Here is an 18,411-nt window from a genome sequence, read left to right as displayed (position 1 = left end):
TAATTAAGAAGCGCTGAGTTTAAGTAACTTGGCTTGCGGACCATCTTCAATGACCCAGATCGAACCATCTTGAGCCTGATGCAAACCACGAATCCGCTGTTTCATCTCCAGTCGCTGAATCTCTTGCACTGGTTGAGCTTTCAGGTCCACCACCACAATCGCTTTGGAAGATAAGCCACCGATAAGTGCCTTATGTTGCCATAAGGGGAACTGCTGACCTGAATAAATGATCAGGCTGGACGGTGAAATCACGGGTGTCCAGTCAATTGCCGGTGCTTTAAACTCGGGACGGGTACTGTGGTCAGGAATTGGCAAACCAGAATAATGATCGCCATTGGAGACTTTTGGATATCCATAGTTGGCCCCTTTCAGGATCAGATTCAGCTCATCACCACCTTTAGGCCCCATTTCGACCACCCAGAGTTGTCCTTTCTCATCAAAGGCCATGCCGAGTGGATTCCGATGACCCAGTGACCAGATTTCTGCCGTGACGCCACCTTGCTGCTGAAATGGATTACCAGCCACAGGGGTACCATCATCATTCAGGCGTAGAACTTTACCGAGATTAGTTTTTAGATCCTGAGCAGGATCAAACTTTTGTCGCTCCCCTGAACTGACCCACAACTTTCCATCTGAACCAAACAGCATCCGATGCCCATAATGCCCCTGACCCGCAACCTTCGGCACTTGCTGCCAGATGGTTTCTACATCGGTCAGTTTAGGTTGCTGCGGATTGGATAAATCCAGTTTGGCACGTGAAATCACCGCGCCGTATCCACCTTGTCCCTTGCTGGCATAACTCAAATAGAGCCAGTGATTTTTCTTGAAATCGGGATGCAATACCACATCGCCAAGTCCGCCCTGCCCACCATAACTCACCGAAGGAACGCCTGAAACATCAAGACTGGTTTTGGTTTCAGGATTGAATAATTTTAACTGTCCTTTACGTTCTGTAATCAGCAAACGCTGATCAGGCAAACTGGTGATTGCCCAAGGCTCATTAAATGAAGCCACCGTCTCTGTGCGATATCTCTGCTGTGCGGTATCGGATGAGGTCTGCTGCTCAGTATTTTGATCAGGAGTTTTTGAATTGGTATTGTTGGGGCCACAGGCCAACAAAAATAAAAAGCTGCTACATATCAAAGGTGTTATCAGTAATTTATTCATTGCTTATCTCCCTCGTTATAAGACTCATCTTACGGAGATATACCCACCAAAATACTGTAAAAATGTTGTTTTATGCAAAGCAGATTTTGAACATCGGGTTCAATATGCTTTAGCGTACCCAACGGACGATATAGTCTTCGATCTGCTCTTCATCAATCTCGCTTTCTGAGATACAACGTCCCGCGGCAGATTTCTTGGCCCGTATCACGCTTTGTCGCGAACCGGTATTTAAATAATGCCATGAGGGCAAGTTCTTGCCTTCACTCAAGCGACGATAGGCACAGCTCGGCGGTAACCATGAAATCGTGGTGAGTTGCTCTGGTGTAAGCTGGATACAATCTGGTACTTGCTGCTGACGGTTAGGATAATCCGAACAACGTGCTGTTTTACAGTCCAGTAATTTGCATGACACTTTGGTATAGGCAACTTCGGCAGTCTCTTCATCTTCCAGTTTGACCAGACAGCATAAACCGCAGCCATCACACAATGCTTCCCACTCCGCTTCATTGAGCTGATCAAGCGGATATTGTTTCCAGAAGTTAGGACGCAGTTCGACGGACATACCTGTTGTTTCTATTTCAAACGAGTGTTTGATTATAGCATTGCTGTCCTGTGTCTTGCTTTTCAATCTTATTTCCAGCTTAACATTTCTTTAAGTATTAAACATTTGAACCACAGAAACACCACATTTTGTTCAAAAAACCCACGCTATATTAGATTCATAACGAAAAATTAGGAGGACACGACATGTTCCGTTGGGCCATTATTTTTGCTGTAATCGCACTCATTGCCAGTTTATTAGGTTTTGGTGGGGTTGCGGGTTTATCCAAAGATTTCGCTGTGATCTTACTGGTTGTCGCCGTGATCCTAGCTATCGTTGGTTTCATATCCAGAGGTAAAGTCTAAGGATTTAACCTGACTCAATAAAAAAAGAAGAATCTCCGTATTCTTCTTTTTTTATGCCTAGCTAAGACCCAGACGGCAGCATTTGTGATTTGACCATATCTTCAATTTTGTTTTTTTATGCTTTAATCAATGCATTCTAAAAATACAGATCAGGATTATAGAATGAGCTTTACGATCAACACACGTGAAATTGAATACACCGCTCCAGATGGCCAACGCTTGATTGGTTATTTCGCCACACCTGTCACTGATCAACCAGTTGCTGGGGTGATTGTTGCGCCTGAATGGTGGGGCCGTAATGAATATACCGAACAACGCGCGCGTGAGCTGGCAGCGCATGGTTTTGCTGCACTAGCGATTGATATGTATGGCGATAAAAAAGTTACCACGGCTGTACCGCAAGCGTCAGCATGGATGAACCAGACCTTTGAACAGCCAGAGACGATTGTGGAGCGTGCGCAAGCAGGACTACAGACGTTAGCCACCCAACCGGAAGTCAATGCTGAAAAACTAGCGGCCATCGGTTTCTGTTATGGCGGAAAAGTCGTGCTGGATCTGGCTCGCTCAGGTGCAGAAATCGAAGCAGTTGCAACCTTCCATGCAGTCTTAAGCCCGAAAGCACCGGCTGAAAAAGGCAAGGTCAAGGCTGAGATTCTGGTTCTACACGGTGAGCTAGATAGTATGGTCACTTTGGATGATGTAGCCAATTTCCGTCAGGAAATGCATGATGCTGAAGTCGATCACGAAGTGATTATTTTTGAAGATGCCAAGCATGGTTTCAGTAACCCGCTTGCGGATGAACGCGCCAAAGCCAACAATGTTGACTTGGGTTATAACGCAGAAGCAGAGCTCCAAGGGCTTGAAGCAATGTATGAGCTGTTGGATAAACATTTGAAGTAATCGGTCAATGATTTTTCAAAACGTCAATCCCAGTCAACATCATTCGGATATTTAAGCTCGTGCAAAGACGGCATGGGTGCTGACTATTGGACTGCATTACGGAGTCGTACCGAGTTCTCATTGAATTTCAGGACATGTCTTCGATGACTTACTTTTCATAGGTGAGGAGTATACTCCGCAAGGTAGACAAAAATCCTCTATTGAGCTGATGGTACCCCCTGATACCACAGCTCAACGGACTACATCCATCCTACCTATCCAAAAACAAATAACGACTGAGCTTTAATAAACGTTTGAAATACTTTGCGATCTATACCCTGTTTATGTTTCAACAGAATTTTAACATCTCAGAAAGACCTATTTCCGCTATACTACAGCCCTGCTTTTTACTGACCTGATTCATGCCTGATTTCTCATTTTCTGATGCCCTGCTTCACTGGTACGACCAACACGGCCGCCATGATCTACCTTGGCAAGTCGCCGATGATCCGTACAAGGTCTGGGTCTCAGAAATCATGCTGCAACAGACTCAGGTCAAAACCGTACTGCAATATTTCGATCGTTTTATTGAGCGCTTTCCAACGGTCAAAGATCTGGGTCAGGCCAGTTGGGATGATGTCGCCCCCTATTGGGCAGGACTCGGTTACTACGCCCGGGCACGCAATCTGCATAAAGCTGCAGGCATTGTCAGCCAGCAAGGTAAATTTCCAGAAACACTCGAACAATGGATAGAATTACCCGGCATTGGCCGTTCAACCGCTGGGGCACTGATGTCACTCGGTTTACGCCAGTACGGCGTGATTATGGATGGTAATGTTAAACGGGTTCTAGCGCGCTTCCTTGCCATTGAAGATGATCTATCCAAACCGCAACACGAACGGGCCCTCTGGCAGATTGCAGAAGAACTTTGTCCAAAAGAACGCAACCATGATTACACCCAAGCGATTATGGACTTGGGGGCAACGGTATGTACACCGAAAAAACCACTGTGTTTATATTGCCCGATGCAGCAACATTGCCAGGCCTATCAACAAGGCTTAGAACAGGAACTACCGTTTAAAAAAGCCAAGAAACCTGTTCCGGTCAGAACAGCGAATATATTAGTGATTCAGTCAGGTGATGAATGGCTGTGGCAACAACGAGAAGCCCATGGACTCTGGGGCGGATTGTACTGCCTGCCGATCATTGAGCAAGCAACCGAATTACAACAGATTGAACAGCACTTTAAACTGCAAGCTCAAGTATCATCTTTGCAAATTAGCCATAGCTTCACTCACTTTACCTGGCTACTGAATGAACAGCTGTTCCACGTGGAACACGATCAAAAAGAACAGCTCAGTATTGAACTCAATGGCATTTGGCTGAGTCCGGAAGCTGCCATTGCCAAAGGTATTCCTACGGCGATGAAAAAACTGATCACGGCAAAGCAACAAGCCTAGGCTTCCTCATTGCTGTATATCAAAATATAAGGAGTTTTTGTGCGCCATCCAATTTCTTATACGCTGCTTGGTGTGTTCATTATTTTACTTTCAGCTTGTGCCACAGCGCCGAAAAAACCAGCACCTTTACCCAATGCACAGGTCAATAAACTGAAAAGCATGCGCTTGGATAGCCGCTTGCCAGTTCCAGTGAAAGGCGTTAGCCGCAATGAATTACGAGATACTTGGGGCGCTGCACGCAGTCAAGGACGTAGCCATGAAGGCATTGATATCATGGCAGAGCGCGGTACGAAAGTGTATAGTGCGACCGAGGGCTTAGTTGCTGATTTACGTAATAATAATTTAGGTGGAAAGGTGATCTGGATCATTGGTCCAGCAGGTTCGTGGCATTATTATGCCCATCTTAACGGACATAAGCGTGGTCTCAATGTCGGGGATTATGTACGCAAAGGCGACCTGATCGGTTATGTGGGCAATACGGGCAATGCGCGTTATACCGCTCCACATTTACATTACGGAATTTATTTAAATGGCAAAGGGCGTGGGGCAGTCAATCCATACCCATATTTACGTTAGGAAACTACAATGTCTGAAGCATTGATTGAACGGCTGGTTGTATTTGCAGAGTCGGGTAACCAGCAAAAAATCATCCTGAATGGCACCAGCTATCAAGGCTGGATCATGGAAATTACTGAAGATGCCTTGCTCATCAGTACCGGTTTTGCCGATAAATCCGGCAAAGACTTTTGGCTTAAATTTGCTGATTTAAGCAGCGCAGAACTGTATTATTGGGATACACGCCCAAATGAATGGGTGGCATTCAAACTTTAATCATCCTGTGCACATAACAATAAGGAGCATCCAATATGTCAACTCAACGCTGTGGCTGGTGCTCCGATGATCCGCTGTATATGGCCTACCATGATCAGGAATGGGGTAAGCCACAACATGAAGAAGCACACCTGTTTGAAATGCTCTGCCTGGAAGGTCAGCAAGCTGGCCTATCCTGGATCACTGTGCTAAAAAAACGTGAACATTACCGCACTCATTTCTTCGACCATCCCCTTACAGAAATTGCAGCACTGACCGATGAGCAACTGCAGCTCAAGCTCAGTGATAGCGGTTTAATCCGTCATATCGGCAAGCTGAAAGCGATTCGCGACAATGCCATTGCCTGGCTTAAGCTTAAAGATCAAGTCAGCGATGTTCCGGCCTGGCTGTGGAGCTTTGTCGATCAGCAAACTGAACATAATGATGTCATCAATTATCGCGAAGCACCTGCACAAACTGAAACCAGCCAGAAACTCTCCAAAACCCTCAAAAAGCATGGTTTTAAATTTGTCGGCCCGACCACCTGCTATGCCTTTATGCAGGCCGTTGGTATGGTCAATGACCATGAAAATCATTGCCATTTTAAATAATCATAAAGCATAAATTTTCCTTCAACAGGAGTTCCCCAAATGAGCAATAACCAGATTCGTGCTTATGCCGCCATGCAGGCGGGCGAGCAGTTAGTTCCTTATCAATTTGATGCAGGCGAGTTACAGGCGCATCAGGTTGAAGTCAAAGTCGAATATTGTGGCCTGTGTCATTCCGATCTTTCCGTGATTGATAATGAATGGCACTCATCGGTCTATCCGGTTGTGGCTGGTCATGAAATTATTGGGACTATTGTTGCACTCGGTTCAGAAGCCAAGGGTTTACAGATCGGTCAACGTGTCGGGATTGGCTGGACAGCTGAAACCTGCCAGGCCTGTGATCCCTGTATTGGCGGCAATCAGGTGCTCTGTACCGGTGAAAAGATTTCAACCATCGTCGGACATGCCGGCGGCTTTGCCGATAAAGTCCGCGCTGGCTGGCAATGGGTGATTCCGCTACCAGAAGATTTAGATCCCGAAAGTGCCGGACCACTGCTCTGTGGCGGGATTACCGTATTTGATCCGTTATTGAAACATAAAATTCAAGCCACCCATCATGTCGGGGTGATTGGGATTGGTGGCTTAGGTCATATGGCGATTAAGTTACTCAAGGCCTGGGGCTGTGAAATTACGGCTTTTAGCTCGAGTCCGGACAAGACCGAAGAGCTCAAAGCCATGGGCGCAGATCATGTGGTGAATAGTCGTGATGCCCAGGCGATCAAGGCACAACGCGGCAAGTTCGATCTGTTGCTCAGTACCGTGAATGTAACGCTGAATTGGCAAGCCTACCTGAGTACGCTTGCAGCGAATGGCAGTCTCCATTTCTTAGGGGTCACTTTAGAACCGATCCCTGTGTCGGTTGGAACCTTGATGAATGGCGCTAAATCAGTCACTTCTTCGCCGACAGGTTCCCCTTTGGCACTGCGCCAGCTGTTACAGTTTGCCGCACGCAAGAATATTGCCCCACAGATTGAACTCTACCCGATGTCGCAGTTGAATGAGGCAATTGAGCGACTGCATTCAGGTCAGGCACGTTATCGTATCGTTCTAAAAGCAGACTTCAACTAGTTCAGACTTTTACGCGTCCAGTCCGCCAATTGCTGTATCGCTTGGCGGATTTCTCCGGTTAAGGCATGGCCTGCATTTAAACGCAGAAAATGCTGATAGCGTCGGTCTTCACCAAACACTTCTCCCGGCACGATATTAATGCCCTGCGCCTGCGCCAGATAATACAGTTGCAGACCGGTAATGCTCGCCGGAAGTTGCAGCCATAAGGCATAACCGCCCTGTGACTGGCTCAAGGCGATCGGAATTCCCTGAAACGCCTCTAGAATAAATGCCCGATACTGTTGCACCTGTTGCATGAGTTTAGGTCTCAGTTGATCGAGATGCTCTCGATAACCCCTGCTATAAATAAAATCAGCCAGCCCCAACTGTAAAGGAGTATTTACCCCGATATTATTGGCCAATAAACGTGGTCTTAAATATTGTAATTGTTGTCCTAAACAGAACCAGCCGACACGATAAGCCGCTGATAAAGATTTAGAAACTGAGCCACACCAGATCACATAGCCATCCTGATCCCAATAACGGATGGGTAAAGGTCGCTCCTTCTGGAAACTGCATTCCCCATAAATATCGTCTTCCAGAATAAAACACTCATACTGCTGAGCCAGCTTGGCGATGTGCTGCTTCTGCTGATTGCTCAGGCAATAGCCCAAGGGATTCTGAAAATTGGCGGTCATCAAACACAGTTTGGCACTGCCCTGTTGCATAAAATGCTCTAAACGTTCCAGATCAATACCACGATGATCGGCTGGAATTTCAATAATCTTGCGTTTCAAACTGGCCAGCATTTGCAACTGCCCATTAAAGGTGGGGGTTGGAATCAGAATGCTATCGCCTTGCTTGGTGATCTGCTGAATCAACAGCGACAACGCGGGCATACAACCATTGCTAATAAAAATATCGTCCGTAGCAACATAAATACCATCCTCACGCCAATGATCCGATAACGCCTGTCGCAGTTGCTGGTGTCCCTGTTTATTGCAATACAGAAAATCTTCTGGCTGACAGTGTTTCAGCGCACGTTGCAGGGAACGGCGCAAGCCATCCACTGGAATCAGATGTGGAGATAGCTGAATGGCTCCCAACGGGGTTAAATGGTTCTGAATCGAAGCAGTTTGAATCTGGTTTTGCAGATCTAAATTTGAAACCTGCCGACTCATCGACTCGAAAACGGGACTATCTGGCACGGGACTTTGATATTGTCTCGAACTGACAAAATAACCCGATTTTGCTTTGACGTAGATCAATCCTTTGGCTTCCAGCAACTCATAGCATTGTTGCGCCGTACTCAGGCTAATACTGTGCTGACGTGCAAATTCCCTTAAAGAACTCAGCTTCTGTTGTGGCTGTAATTCATGTTGATAGATCTTATGCGCCAGCTGTTCTGCCAGACGTTGATATTGGAAGGTCATCTCTGTACTGCTTTTTTATAAATTTCTGTATCTGTATTGGTTTATACAACACCGTTAAGCTATAAAAATCAACTGCCACAGGATAAACCAATGAAAAATAATATCTTATTTATATTCGGCATAATTTTACTAACCGGCTGTGAACTCAGTGACCAAGCCACCTACCCACAACAACAGGTGTGTAAATCACTCTCGGAAGGTTACCTACGCATGCAGAATCAACCGACTTATGAATTATGGAAAATGGAAAAAGGCGCAGCCACCGCACAGAGTCGCATCATCAAGATGACCTATAAAAAACCCAATGAAAATGGAGTTATGCTAGCCAGTAACTTATTGCCAACGCTTGAACTGGAATGCAAGCTACAACAGCAACATATTGTGGTGTCTGTCCTGCCTAAAACCGGTCCGTCCATTCCGGTCCTGAATGTGCAGCTTCAAAATGATGCTATTGGCAAACCGAGAAGCCCTGACTTAATTGCTCAGTCAAAAACTCAATAAATAAACGGATACGTTTTGGCAAGTGTTCTTGCTGATAATACACCGCATGGATGCGTTGATAAGAGTGTTCGATCTGGTCTTCAAACAAAGGCACTAATAAGCCCTTCTCTAGGTCTTGCCATACCATGAATTCAGACAAACAGGTAATCCCATGTCCCCGGATCGCCAGCTGACGTACCGTCTCCCCGTTCGATGCCTTGATTGTGGGTTGCGCAGTAAAATAATGATCCTTGGTTTTTAATGGCCAAGTGTTCAAATGCAAGGGTTTGGTAAAACCGATCAAATCATGCTGGGCTAATGTATTTAGGGTTGGCGGTTCTGATAGGGTGGCTAAATAATGGGGGCTAGCGACAATATAAAGACGACTTTTGCACACCAGTTTGGCGTGTAGGCTGGAGTCATGCAGTTCACCAAAGCGGAAAGCCACATCGGCTTTGTGCTGTAACAAGTCAATCACCTGATCATTATTGCTCAGCTCAATGTCGATATTGGGATAGCGCTGGCGAAACAAATGCATCAGAGGTGCAATTACATGCAAAATAAAAGGTGTGGCCGAATCAATCCGGATAAGCCCGGAAGTATCTTGATCGGATTTTTGCAACGCCTCTTCTGCTGCATTTAAGTCACTTAAGATTTTACGGGCATGATTCAGAAATTGTTGCCCTTCTTGTGTTAGTTTTAATTTGCGCGTGGTCCGTTCTAACAAGGTCACTTCAAGCTTTGATTCCAAACGGCTGAGCGAACGACTGAGACCCGATGCTGTCTGGCCGAGTTTTTCTGCGGCAGCAATAAAGGAACCGGTATCGACAATGGTCATAAAAGCGAGTAATTCTTCAATGGTTGATTTCATTGAACCCTTCAATTATTGATATTTAGTCAACTATATTTTGCAAATTCATCTATTTTTTAGCAACAATAATTATTGCAAAATTCTACCCATCAACAGAATACGCTCAATTGAGCATGACAAGATTAGGTGAATAATATGCGTATCCCTCAATTTGGTTTAGGTACTTTCCGTCTTAAAGACCAAGCAGTGATTGACTCGGTTAAAACGGCCCTTGATGTGGGTTACCGTGCCATTGATACCGCACAGATTTATGAGAATGAAGCGGCTGTAGGCCAAGCCATTGCTGAAAGTGGCGTTGCCCGTCAGGATTTGTTTTTAACCACAAAAATCTGGGTTGATAACTTTGCCGAAGACAAATTTATTCCCAGCTTAAAAGACAGCTTACAAAAACTTGGTACCGATGCCGTTGATCTGACCCTGATCCACTGGCCGGCTCCGGCACTGGGTGTGTCGATTCCGAGCGTGATGCAACTACTTCTGGAAGCGAAACAACAAGGTTTGACCAAACAGATCGGGATCTCAAACTTTAATATTGCCTTGACCCAGCAAGCGATTGACAGCATTGGTGTAGAACACATTGCTACCAACCAGATCGAGCTCAGCCCGTATTTACAGAACCGTAATCTGGTGAACTACTTACGTGAACAAGACATTGACGTGACCTCATACATGACCCTAGCTTATGGCAAAGTGCTGAATGATCCAACTTTGGCTGAAATTGCCGCACAGCATCAGGCAACCACGGCACAAGTCGCATTGGCGTGGGCATTACAAAATGGTTTTGCCGTGATTCCATCATCAACAAAACGTGAAAACCTGATCAGCAACTTAAAAGCGCAAGACTTAACCTTAAGTGCAGAGGAAATGCAGCTGATTGCTCAACTAGAACGTAATGGTCGAGAAGTGAGTCCTGAACCATTTGCGCCTGAATGGGACAAATAACATGAGCAGCCGCATCAACCTGCCGTTGCTGGCACTGGCCATTGGCGCATTTGCCATTGGGACAACCGAGTTCTCTCCCATGGGACTGTTGCCCAATATTGCCAATGATCTGGGCGTGTCAATTCCAAGTGCAGGTATGCTGATCACGGGTTATGCACTGGGCGTGATGCTCGGTGCGCCGATCATGACCTTATGGTTTGGTGGTTTTGCCCGTCGTAATGCATTGATTGTACTGATGGCAATTTTTACCCTTGGCAACCTGATCGCAGCCTTTGCGCCGAACTACATGAGTTTGATGGGGGCCCGTCTGCTGACCAGCCTCAACCATGGTGCCTTCTTCGGGATTGGATCGGTGGTGGCAGCCAGTGTGGTGCCAGCCAATAAACAGGCCAGTGCGGTAGCGACCATGTTTATGGGACTGACCATTGCCAATATTGGCGGTGTACCCCTCGCCACCTGGGTCGGACAAAATATTGGCTGGCGTATGTCGTTCCTGGCGATTTCTATACTCGGTATCATTACCATGCTATCGCTCTGGAAAGCCCTGCCTGCAGGCTCCGTCGGTCAAAAACCGAATGTGAAAATGGAGCTAAAAGTGCTGACCCGCCTGCCTGTGGTGCTGGCGCTGTTGACCACTGTGTTTGGTGCTTCGGCCATGTTTACCTTGTATACCTATATCGCGCCGAGTCTGGTTGAATTTAGCCATGCTTCACCGACCTTTATCACCATGATGCTGGTCTTGATCGGGATTGGTTTCTCTATCGGTAACCATTTCGGCGGTAAGTTTGCAGATATGTCGATCGACAAAACCCTGATTGGTTTTCTGGTCTTGCTGATCAGCTTGATGGTGATTTTCCCATTCCTGGCGCAATCACAACTGGGGGCAGCCATTGGTCTGGTGATCTGGGGTGCGGCAGCATTTGCGATTGTACCGCCTTTGCAAATGCGTGTGATGTCGGTTGCACGTGAAGCATCCGGTCTGGCGTCTTCAGTCAATATCGGCGCCTTTAATCTGGGCAATGCCATTGGTGCAGCGGCAGGCGGCGCAGTATTAAGTCTCGGCTTAAACTACACAGCGGTCTCCATGATCGGTGCGGTACTGGCAGGTATTGGTTTAATTCTGGTGTTTATCCAGATCAAGTTGGCCAATAAACCGACGGCTCATCTCAAACAATGCCCGCAAGCATAAGCCATATAAAAAAGCCTGATTGAATCAGGCTTTTTTATTACTTCAATAACTCTGGCAACTTCGGTTGCGCATAGATCGGATTGAGCACTTCTTTTTTCATTTTCATCAGCATTTGATAAGGTTGCTGCTGTACAAACATATTCACAAAGCTGAGTGGAATAGAACCCGCCGGATCGGCGTAGCCACTGGTGGTCACTTTGACTTTGTTGCTGGCCAGTTTCTGGAAAGTCCAGTCACCCGCATATTTGCTTAAACGCACCACATCGGGCTGTTCAGGATAATCATCCTGAATGGCATTGTTTTTAATGCTGATGCTACCATCACTGTTCTTGGTCATTTTACCTTTAATGACTACATCACGGTCTTTTAAGGGGAAAGGAAAATCCAGCACCATGTACAAGGTAAACTCGCCTTTTTTGTCATCCCGAGACAGCATTTTTGTTTTACCGACATAGGGTACCCATTGTGGTGTCCGCTCGATATCCAGCACTACGGCAACGGCACGCTCTAGCGGTACGTCAAAAGTCGTTTCTGCTTTATATTGAATAATCGGGTTATTTTCGGTCTGATAGGTCCAGACCTTGATATTATTGCGATGTAAGCTCAGCTTGGCCTTATCAGCTGCTGCATTGACGGTAAAGCTGCTGATACTGAGCAGTGTAGCAAGGACGATATGTTTTTTATTCATGTCATGCTCAATTGTTTTAATGATAGCGAGAGCTTGTTTCACCCCTGTCGGATAGAAAGCTCAACAAGCTCTTTTATAGTACCAAAAAGGAACGTTTTATACTTCAATCTCGTTAAAGCCCAAAACATCTTTCATATCGTATTTACGCGCCTCACGGCCGACCACCCAGGCTGCTGCACGAACCGCCCCTGAGGCAAAGTTCATACGGTTGGTGGCCTTGTGCGTGACTTCAACACGTTCACCTTCACCAATAAACATCACGGTATGTTCACCGACGATATCACCGCCACGAATGGTTTCAAAACCAATGGTCTGGCGGTCACGCGGGCCGGTATAGCCTTCACGTCCATATACCGCCACCTCTTTCAGGTTACGGCCTAAAGTATCGGCAATCGCCTCACCCATCATGAATGCAGTACCTGAGGGTGCATCCACTTTATGGCGATGATGCGCTTCAATGATTTCGATATCCACCGTATCACCAAATACTTTGGCTGCAAGTTCCAGTAATTTAATCGAAACATTGACCCCCACTGAATAATTGGCAGCGTACACGACTGGGGTATGGGTTGCAGTTTCTTCAAGAAATGTCTTTTGTTCATCTGACATCCCCGTAGTCCCGATTACCATGGCCACACCGGCTTCACGGCACAGCTTCAAATGCTGTTCAGTGGCACTCGGTGCAGTGAAATCAATCACGACATCACAGTCTTTCAATACTTCACTCAAACTTCCCACGATCTTGACGCCGATGTTGCCAATCCCTGCAAGTTCCCCTGCATCTGCACCCACCAGACTGCTTTCTGGACGTTCAACTGCGGCTGCAAGCTGGTAGCCTGCCTGTTGTACCGCTTGAATCAAAATGCGTCCCATGCGTCCGCCTGCACCCAAAATCCCAATGCGTGGAGAAGTTGACATAATTTTTCCCAGTCTTTTATTTAAACAATTCAGCTACTATAGCAAAACTCTGTGCTTGCGCTAAAAATTTCCCATAAAAAACCTGCCGCAGCAGGTTTTTTTTATGAATGCCAATTAGTCAAACAGGCGATCAAAGAATGATTTTTTCTTTGGCGATGACGCATGACCATCCCCATCAAAAGAGGCTTGTAGCTCTTTCAGCAATTCACGTTGGCGACTGTTCAGGTTCACCGGCGTTTCTACCACAATACGGCAGAGTAAATCACCGACCATGCTGCTACGTACCGGACGAACGCCCTTGCCACGTAAGCGGAACAGTTTACCCGTTTGCGTGCCTTCAGGAATTTTCAAGCTGACACGGCCTTCTAAGGTCGGGATTTCAATTTCTTTACCTAAAGCCGCATCTGCAATGCTGACTGGCACGTCCATATAAAGGTCAGCACCATCACGTTGGAAAATTTCGTGTTCACGTACCACGACTTCAACGTACAAATCACCGGCCTGACCATCACGGATCGCTTCACCTTTGCCGGTTAAGCGTACGCGGTCGCCATTGTCCACGCCTGCAGGGATGGTCACTTCAAGTGTTTGCTGACGGTCTGCAACGCCTGAACCATGACAGCTCTTACATGGATTCTTGATGATTTTACCTTGACCACGACAGGTACTACAGGTTTGCTGCACTGAGAAGAAACCTTGTTGCATACGCACTTGGCCTGCACCATGACAGGTACGACAGGTTTCGACATCATTCGGATTTTGAGAACCCTTGCCATCACAGGTTTCACATGGCGCTGGCGCAGTAAAGGTAATGGTCTTTTTCACGCCTTTGACCGCTTCTTCGAGCGTCAATTCCATCACATAGCGTAGGTCTGAACCACGGCGTTGGCGTTGTTGCTGACGACCACCGCCACCGAATGCACCACCGAAAATATCACCAAACTGGCTGAAAATGTCTTCTGCGCTAAAACCGCCGAAGCCGCCACCCGCTCCACCGAAGCCACCTTCAAAGGCACTGTGCCCAGCACGGTCATACATGCTGCGCTTTTCGCCGTCAGACAGCACTTCATAGGCTTCAGACGCTTCTTTGAACTTTTCTTCAGCTTCTGCGTTGTCAGGGTTACGGTCTGGATGATACTTCATCGCCAACTTACGATAGGCTTTCTTGATCTCATCATCACTTGCGGTTTTCGAAACGCCTAAAACCTCATAATAATCACGTTTAGCCATGGTTGGCGATGCTCCTCACGGAATTTATTCAAATCTAAAAAAACAAATAGGCTCTGCTAACTTTTTATTTCTAAAGTCAACAGAGCCTTAATAGGGGCTGTACGATAAATTTACAAGGTCTAATTCAATAAAAAAGCAGTAAAATTAAAAAACTGCTTTATTTTTAAAGTACTTGGCAATGCCTTTTAGCCATGCATTTAACAAAAACAACCAGGCAATTGAACTGAAGACCACACCCGCAACTGTCATTGCAGTCACCCAGAGTGCGCTGTCCCATGCAAAAAAGAATAATGGAATAAACCATAAGGCAGCGAAAAAGGCCATCAAGATAAATAACAGCACATTACGCATAATCCAGAGTGCATGCGCATGTATCCATACTTCAGCATTATCCACAATCGCAACTTTTCGTGCTAACAGGTAAGCAAACGCTGCAAACACGATTGTAAATAATGCAAGAAACATGAACACGTAAGAAATCACCACATAGCGGCGATGCTGCTCAATATTGTCTTGCCCCATGCTCTATATCACCTCATTCACAGCATTGTGCAAAATTTGTCATGCAATGAAATTCAATTATTTTTTGGTCTTAAAATATAGGTGCTACTATATTGAAATTTTCAATATTTCGCACCTTTATTCACAAAATAATTACGATAGTTATGTTGTTTTTTTGACCTTAAACCATGCTGCATACAGTGCAGGCAGGAAAAACAGGGTTAACAGGGTCGCAACAATCAATCCGCCCATAATCGCAACGGCCATCGGACCAAAGAAAATACTGCGAGATAACGGGATCATGGCCAGTACCGCGGCCAGTGCGGTCAGGACAATGGGGCGGAAACGGCGCATGGTGGCATCAATGACCGCATCCCATGGCACATGTCCCGCCTGTATATCCTGCTCGATCTGATCAATCAAAATAAGCGAGTTCCGCATAATCATGCCTGATAATGCGATCGTACCGAGCATCGCCACGAAACCGAAAGGTTTATTAAACAGCAGCAAGAATGCCACCACCCCGATCAACCCCAATGGTGCAGTCAGCAAGACAATGGCCGCGCGTGACATGCTGCGTAGCTGGATCATCAACAAGGTCATCACCACGGCCAGGAATAAAGGCATGCCGGCATTGACCGAATTTTGTCCCTTCGCCGACTCCTCAACCGTTCCCCCTACCTCAAGTAAATAACCGCTTGGCAGGTCTGCACGTAGGGTCTGCATCTTGTCTGCCAGCAGTTGTACCACCGTTGCAGGTTGCAAGTGCGTGCGAATATCCGCGCGAACGGTAATGGTTGGCAAACGGTTACGATGCCAGATTAAACCCTCTTCAAAGCGGGACTCGATTGTGGCAATTTGCGCCAGTGGCACAGTGCTGCCTTTACTGGTCGGTACCGCCAGGCTCGCTAAAGACGCCACTTCAACCCGTTCCGACTGATCGCCACGCAAACGGATTTCAATCAATTCACGTTTTTCACGATATTGATTCATCACCGAGCCCGTGACCGAGGCATTGAGGAAATTGGCCAGATCGACACTGGACACCCCCATTTGACGGGCACGATCCTGATCAATGTCGATCGCAATAATTTTGCTTGGCTCGCCCCAGTCCAGATGCACATTGGTGGTATTCGGGTCTTCACTCAGGACTTTGGCCACTTTTTGTGCTTCGGCCCGAACCGTTGCCAGATCTTCACCTGAGACCCGGTACTGCAATGGATAGCCCACAGGCGGACCATTTTCCAGTAACGACACCCGAGTACGCACTTGAGGTAAGAGCTGCTTGATTTGTGTGTCTAAAGAACGACGAATTTCATCCCGATCATCTAAAGATGAGGCCAGCACCACAAACTGGGCAAAGCTGGCTTGCGGCAGTTGCTGATCCAAAGGCAAGTAGAAACGCGGTGAACCCGTCCCGACATAAGCCACATAGTTATCAATGCCTTTTTGTTTGGACAGGAATTGTTCCACCTTATGTACGGCTTGTTCTGTCGCGGTCAGGGAGGCACCTTCTTCCAGTTTTAAATCCACCAGAATTTCAGCACGATTCGATGGCGGGAAAAACTGTTGCGGCACCAGCTTAAACATCGCCACCGACAGCACGAATATGCCGACAGTCACCGCAATCACGGTTTTTCGATAGGTGATACAGATTTCGACCACACGGCGGAACGACTGATAAAACTTGGATTGGTAAGGATCATGCTGTTGTCCATGCGCTTCCACAATAGGCGCAGGTTGCTTGCGCAAACGTGCCCACCAGCGCACATACCACGCCGCTTGCTGTTGCTGCTTGCTAAAATCTGGCAATAATTTCTCGCCCAGATAAGGCACAAATAGTACGGCAGCAATCCATGACACGATCAGGGCAATGGTCACCACCTGGAAAATCGAACGGGTATATTCGCCGGTTCCGGACTGGGCGGTGGCAATCGGCAGGAAACCAGCTGCCGTAATCAGGGTGCCGGTCAGCATCGGGAAAGCGGTGGTTTGCCAGGCAAAGCCGGCAGCTTTTAACCGGCTATAGCCCTGCTCCATCTTAATTGCCATCATTTCCACCGCGATAATGGCATCATCCACCAGCAGCCCCAGCGCCAGAATCAAGGCACCCAGTGAAATCTTATGCAGTCCCACATCGAACAGGTTCATGCCTGCAAAGGTCATGGCTAAAACCAGTGGAATAGAAAGCGCTACCACCAAGCCCGTACGGAAACCCAGAGAGAAGAAACTCACCAGCAAGACGATAATTACCGCTTCCGCGAGAACTTTTAAGAACTCCTGAATACTGCGTTGTACCGCCACAGGTTGATCAGACACTTTTTGCAGTTTCATGCCCAAAGGTAAGCTTTTTTGCAGACGGTTAAATTCGGTTTCGAGATTTTTACCTAGCGCAATGATGTCACCACCTTTACGCATTGAGACCGCAATCCCGATCCCGTTCTCCCCCATAAAACGCATACGTGGCTGCGCAGGTTCGCTAAAACCGCGATAGACCTCGGCAACATCACCGAGCTGAATGGTTCTGTCACCGACCAGTAACGGCATTTTTTTCAGGTCATCGACACTATGTAAATGTCCACTGACTCGGATTTGGATACGATCCGTGCCCGTTTCAAAGAAACCGGCACCCGCCATATCGTTTTGCTTCTGGATGGCCTCCTGTATCGCGGTGACCGGTACACCTAATTGCACTGCCTTGGTATTGGACAGTTCAATCCAAATTTTCTGGTCTTGTAGACCGACCAGATTAACCTTGCTGACATCTTTGACCCGTTGCAATTGCAGTTGCAAACGGTCGGCATATTCTTTCATTACCGCATAGTCAAAGTCTTTGCCAGTCAGTACATAGATATTGCCGAAAGTATCGCCAAACTCATCATTAAAGAACGGCCCCTGTACCCCATTGGGTAACTGGCTGCGAATATCATTGACTTTCTTGCGCACGTTATACCAGACATCCGGAATGGCGCTGGACGGTAAACTGTCTTTGGCAACAAAGGTCACCATAGACTCACCGGGACGTGAATAGGCCATGATGCGGTCATACTGCCCCGTAGTCATCAACTCTTTTTCAATCCGGTCTGTGACCAGCGTCGAGACTTCTCTGGCTGTCGCGCCAGGCCAGTAGGTCTGTACCACCATCACCTTGAAGGTAAATGGCGGGTCTTCACTTTGCGACAGCTTGGAATAGGACATGATGCCCACGATGCCGAGCAATAGCATAAAATAAAGGATAATGCCCTTATTTTTGAGCGCCCATTCTGAAAGGTTAAATTTCAT

19 protein-coding genes are annotated in these 18,411 nt (G+C 46.9%); 10 read left to right on the top strand and 9 right to left on the bottom strand.

Features of this window, described 5'->3' with window-relative positions; all coding sequences use genetic code 11:
* Positions 1-3: 3 nt before the first annotated feature.
* Both ACNQO6_RS08870 and ACNQO6_RS08865 read right to left on the bottom strand, forming a co-directional pair.
* On the bottom strand, positions 4-1,167 hold the full coding sequence (locus ACNQO6_RS08870) for a PQQ-dependent sugar dehydrogenase (protein ID WP_440208749.1): 1,164 nt from the start codon (positions 1,165-1,167) through the stop codon (positions 4-6).
* A 109-nt stretch (positions 1,168-1,276) separates the two neighbouring features.
* On the bottom strand, positions 1,277-1,729 hold the full coding sequence (locus tag ACNQO6_RS08865) for a YcgN family cysteine cluster protein (protein ID WP_343580365.1): 453 nt from the start codon (positions 1,727-1,729) through the stop codon (positions 1,277-1,279).
* A gap of 185 nt (positions 1,730-1,914) precedes the next feature.
* Here ACNQO6_RS08865 and ACNQO6_RS08860 point away from each other — a divergent pair, with 185 nt between their 5' ends.
* From ACNQO6_RS08860 to ahr, 7 genes are all read left to right on the top strand, one after another.
* On the top strand, positions 1,915-2,073 hold the full coding sequence (locus ACNQO6_RS08860; RefSeq protein ID WP_004776391.1) for a DUF1328 domain-containing protein: 159 nt from the start codon (positions 1,915-1,917) through the stop codon (positions 2,071-2,073).
* Between the two features lie 162 nt (positions 2,074-2,235).
* A complete protein-coding gene (locus ACNQO6_RS08855) occupies positions 2,236-2,973 on the top strand; it encodes a dienelactone hydrolase family protein (RefSeq protein ID WP_440208748.1) in 738 nt (245 codons plus the stop codon).
* Between the two features lie 401 nt (positions 2,974-3,374).
* Positions 3,375-4,412 carry an A/G-specific adenine glycosylase gene (mutY, locus tag ACNQO6_RS08850; RefSeq protein ID WP_440208747.1) on the top strand — a complete coding sequence of 346 codons (1,038 nt, stop codon included), beginning with the start codon at positions 3,375-3,377 and terminating at the stop codon, positions 4,410-4,412.
* Between the two features lie 39 nt (positions 4,413-4,451).
* The gene (locus tag ACNQO6_RS08845) at positions 4,452-4,988 is read left to right on the top strand and encodes a M23 family metallopeptidase (protein WP_440208746.1); all 537 of its coding nucleotides are present in this window, start codon (positions 4,452-4,454) and stop codon (positions 4,986-4,988) included.
* Positions 4,989-4,997: 9 nt separating this feature from the next.
* Complete coding sequence (locus ACNQO6_RS08840; RefSeq protein ID WP_343580359.1) at positions 4,998-5,243, top strand: hypothetical protein; 246 nt, start codon at positions 4,998-5,000, stop codon at positions 5,241-5,243.
* Positions 5,244-5,278: 35 nt separating this feature from the next.
* Positions 5,279-5,833 carry a DNA-3-methyladenine glycosylase I gene (locus ACNQO6_RS08835; RefSeq protein WP_440208745.1) on the top strand — a complete coding sequence of 185 codons (555 nt, stop codon included), beginning with the start codon at positions 5,279-5,281 and terminating at the stop codon, positions 5,831-5,833.
* Between the two features lie 39 nt (positions 5,834-5,872).
* The gene (gene ahr / locus ACNQO6_RS08830; RefSeq protein ID WP_343580357.1) at positions 5,873-6,898 is read left to right on the top strand and encodes an NADPH-dependent aldehyde reductase Ahr; all 1,026 of its coding nucleotides are present in this window, start codon (positions 5,873-5,875) and stop codon (positions 6,896-6,898) included.
* Here ahr and ACNQO6_RS08825 read toward each other — a convergent pair.
* Positions 6,895-8,310: a PLP-dependent aminotransferase family protein gene (locus ACNQO6_RS08825; protein ID WP_440208744.1), complete on the bottom strand. Its 1,416-nt coding sequence runs from the start codon at positions 8,308-8,310 to the stop codon at positions 6,895-6,897. The genes ahr and ACNQO6_RS08825 overlap by 4 nt on opposite strands.
* Positions 8,311-8,400: 90 nt before the next feature.
* Between ACNQO6_RS08825 and ACNQO6_RS08820 the strand changes: the two genes are divergently transcribed.
* On the top strand, positions 8,401-8,811 hold the full coding sequence (locus tag ACNQO6_RS08820; protein ID WP_440208743.1) for a hypothetical protein: 411 nt from the start codon (positions 8,401-8,403) through the stop codon (positions 8,809-8,811).
* Here ACNQO6_RS08820 and ACNQO6_RS08815 read toward each other — a convergent pair.
* Positions 8,759-9,661 (bottom strand): LysR family transcriptional regulator, encoded by a 903-nt coding sequence (locus tag ACNQO6_RS08815; protein WP_005228106.1) that lies wholly within the window; start codon positions 9,659-9,661, stop codon positions 8,759-8,761. The two genes, ACNQO6_RS08820 and ACNQO6_RS08815, sit on opposite strands and share 53 nt — an antisense overlap.
* A 135-nt stretch (positions 9,662-9,796) precedes the next feature.
* Here ACNQO6_RS08815 and dkgB point away from each other — a divergent pair, with 135 nt between their 5' ends.
* Both dkgB and ACNQO6_RS08805 read left to right on the top strand, forming a co-directional pair.
* Positions 9,797-10,603, top strand: a complete 807-nt coding sequence (gene dkgB, locus ACNQO6_RS08810; protein WP_440208742.1) for a 2,5-didehydrogluconate reductase DkgB — start codon at positions 9,797-9,799, stop codon at positions 10,601-10,603.
* 1 nt (position 10,604) lies between these two features.
* On the top strand, positions 10,605-11,792 hold the full coding sequence (locus ACNQO6_RS08805) for an MFS transporter (RefSeq protein WP_436869612.1): 1,188 nt from the start codon (positions 10,605-10,607) through the stop codon (positions 11,790-11,792).
* A gap of 37 nt (positions 11,793-11,829) precedes the next feature.
* Here ACNQO6_RS08805 and ACNQO6_RS08800 read toward each other — a convergent pair whose 3' ends face one another.
* The 5 genes from ACNQO6_RS08800 to ACNQO6_RS08780 all read right to left on the bottom strand — a co-directional run bounded on the left by ACNQO6_RS08800 (position 11,830) and on the right by ACNQO6_RS08780 (position 18,411).
* Positions 11,830-12,480 carry an START domain-containing protein gene (locus ACNQO6_RS08800; RefSeq protein WP_343580348.1) on the bottom strand — a complete coding sequence of 217 codons (651 nt, stop codon included), beginning with the start codon at positions 12,478-12,480 and terminating at the stop codon, positions 11,830-11,832.
* 96 nt (positions 12,481-12,576) lie between these two features.
* Positions 12,577-13,398 (bottom strand): 4-hydroxy-tetrahydrodipicolinate reductase, encoded by an 822-nt coding sequence (gene dapB / locus ACNQO6_RS08795; RefSeq protein WP_440208741.1) that lies wholly within the window; start codon positions 13,396-13,398, stop codon positions 12,577-12,579.
* 114 nt (positions 13,399-13,512) lie between these two features.
* Complete coding sequence (gene dnaJ, locus ACNQO6_RS08790; protein WP_343580346.1) at positions 13,513-14,628, bottom strand: molecular chaperone DnaJ; 1,116 nt, start codon at positions 14,626-14,628, stop codon at positions 13,513-13,515.
* 144 nt (positions 14,629-14,772) lie between these two features.
* Positions 14,773-15,150: a hypothetical protein gene (locus tag ACNQO6_RS08785; RefSeq protein WP_440208740.1), complete on the bottom strand. Its 378-nt coding sequence runs from the start codon at positions 15,148-15,150 to the stop codon at positions 14,773-14,775.
* Between the two features lie 141 nt (positions 15,151-15,291).
* Positions 15,292-18,411: an efflux RND transporter permease subunit gene (locus tag ACNQO6_RS08780; RefSeq protein ID WP_440208739.1), complete on the bottom strand. Its 3,120-nt coding sequence runs from the start codon at positions 18,409-18,411 to the stop codon at positions 15,292-15,294.

The organism is Acinetobacter calcoaceticus (assembly GCF_051947995.1).
Lineage (GTDB): Bacteria > Pseudomonadota > Gammaproteobacteria > Pseudomonadales > Moraxellaceae > Acinetobacter.
This window is presented reverse-complemented; position numbering and strand designations above follow the sequence as displayed.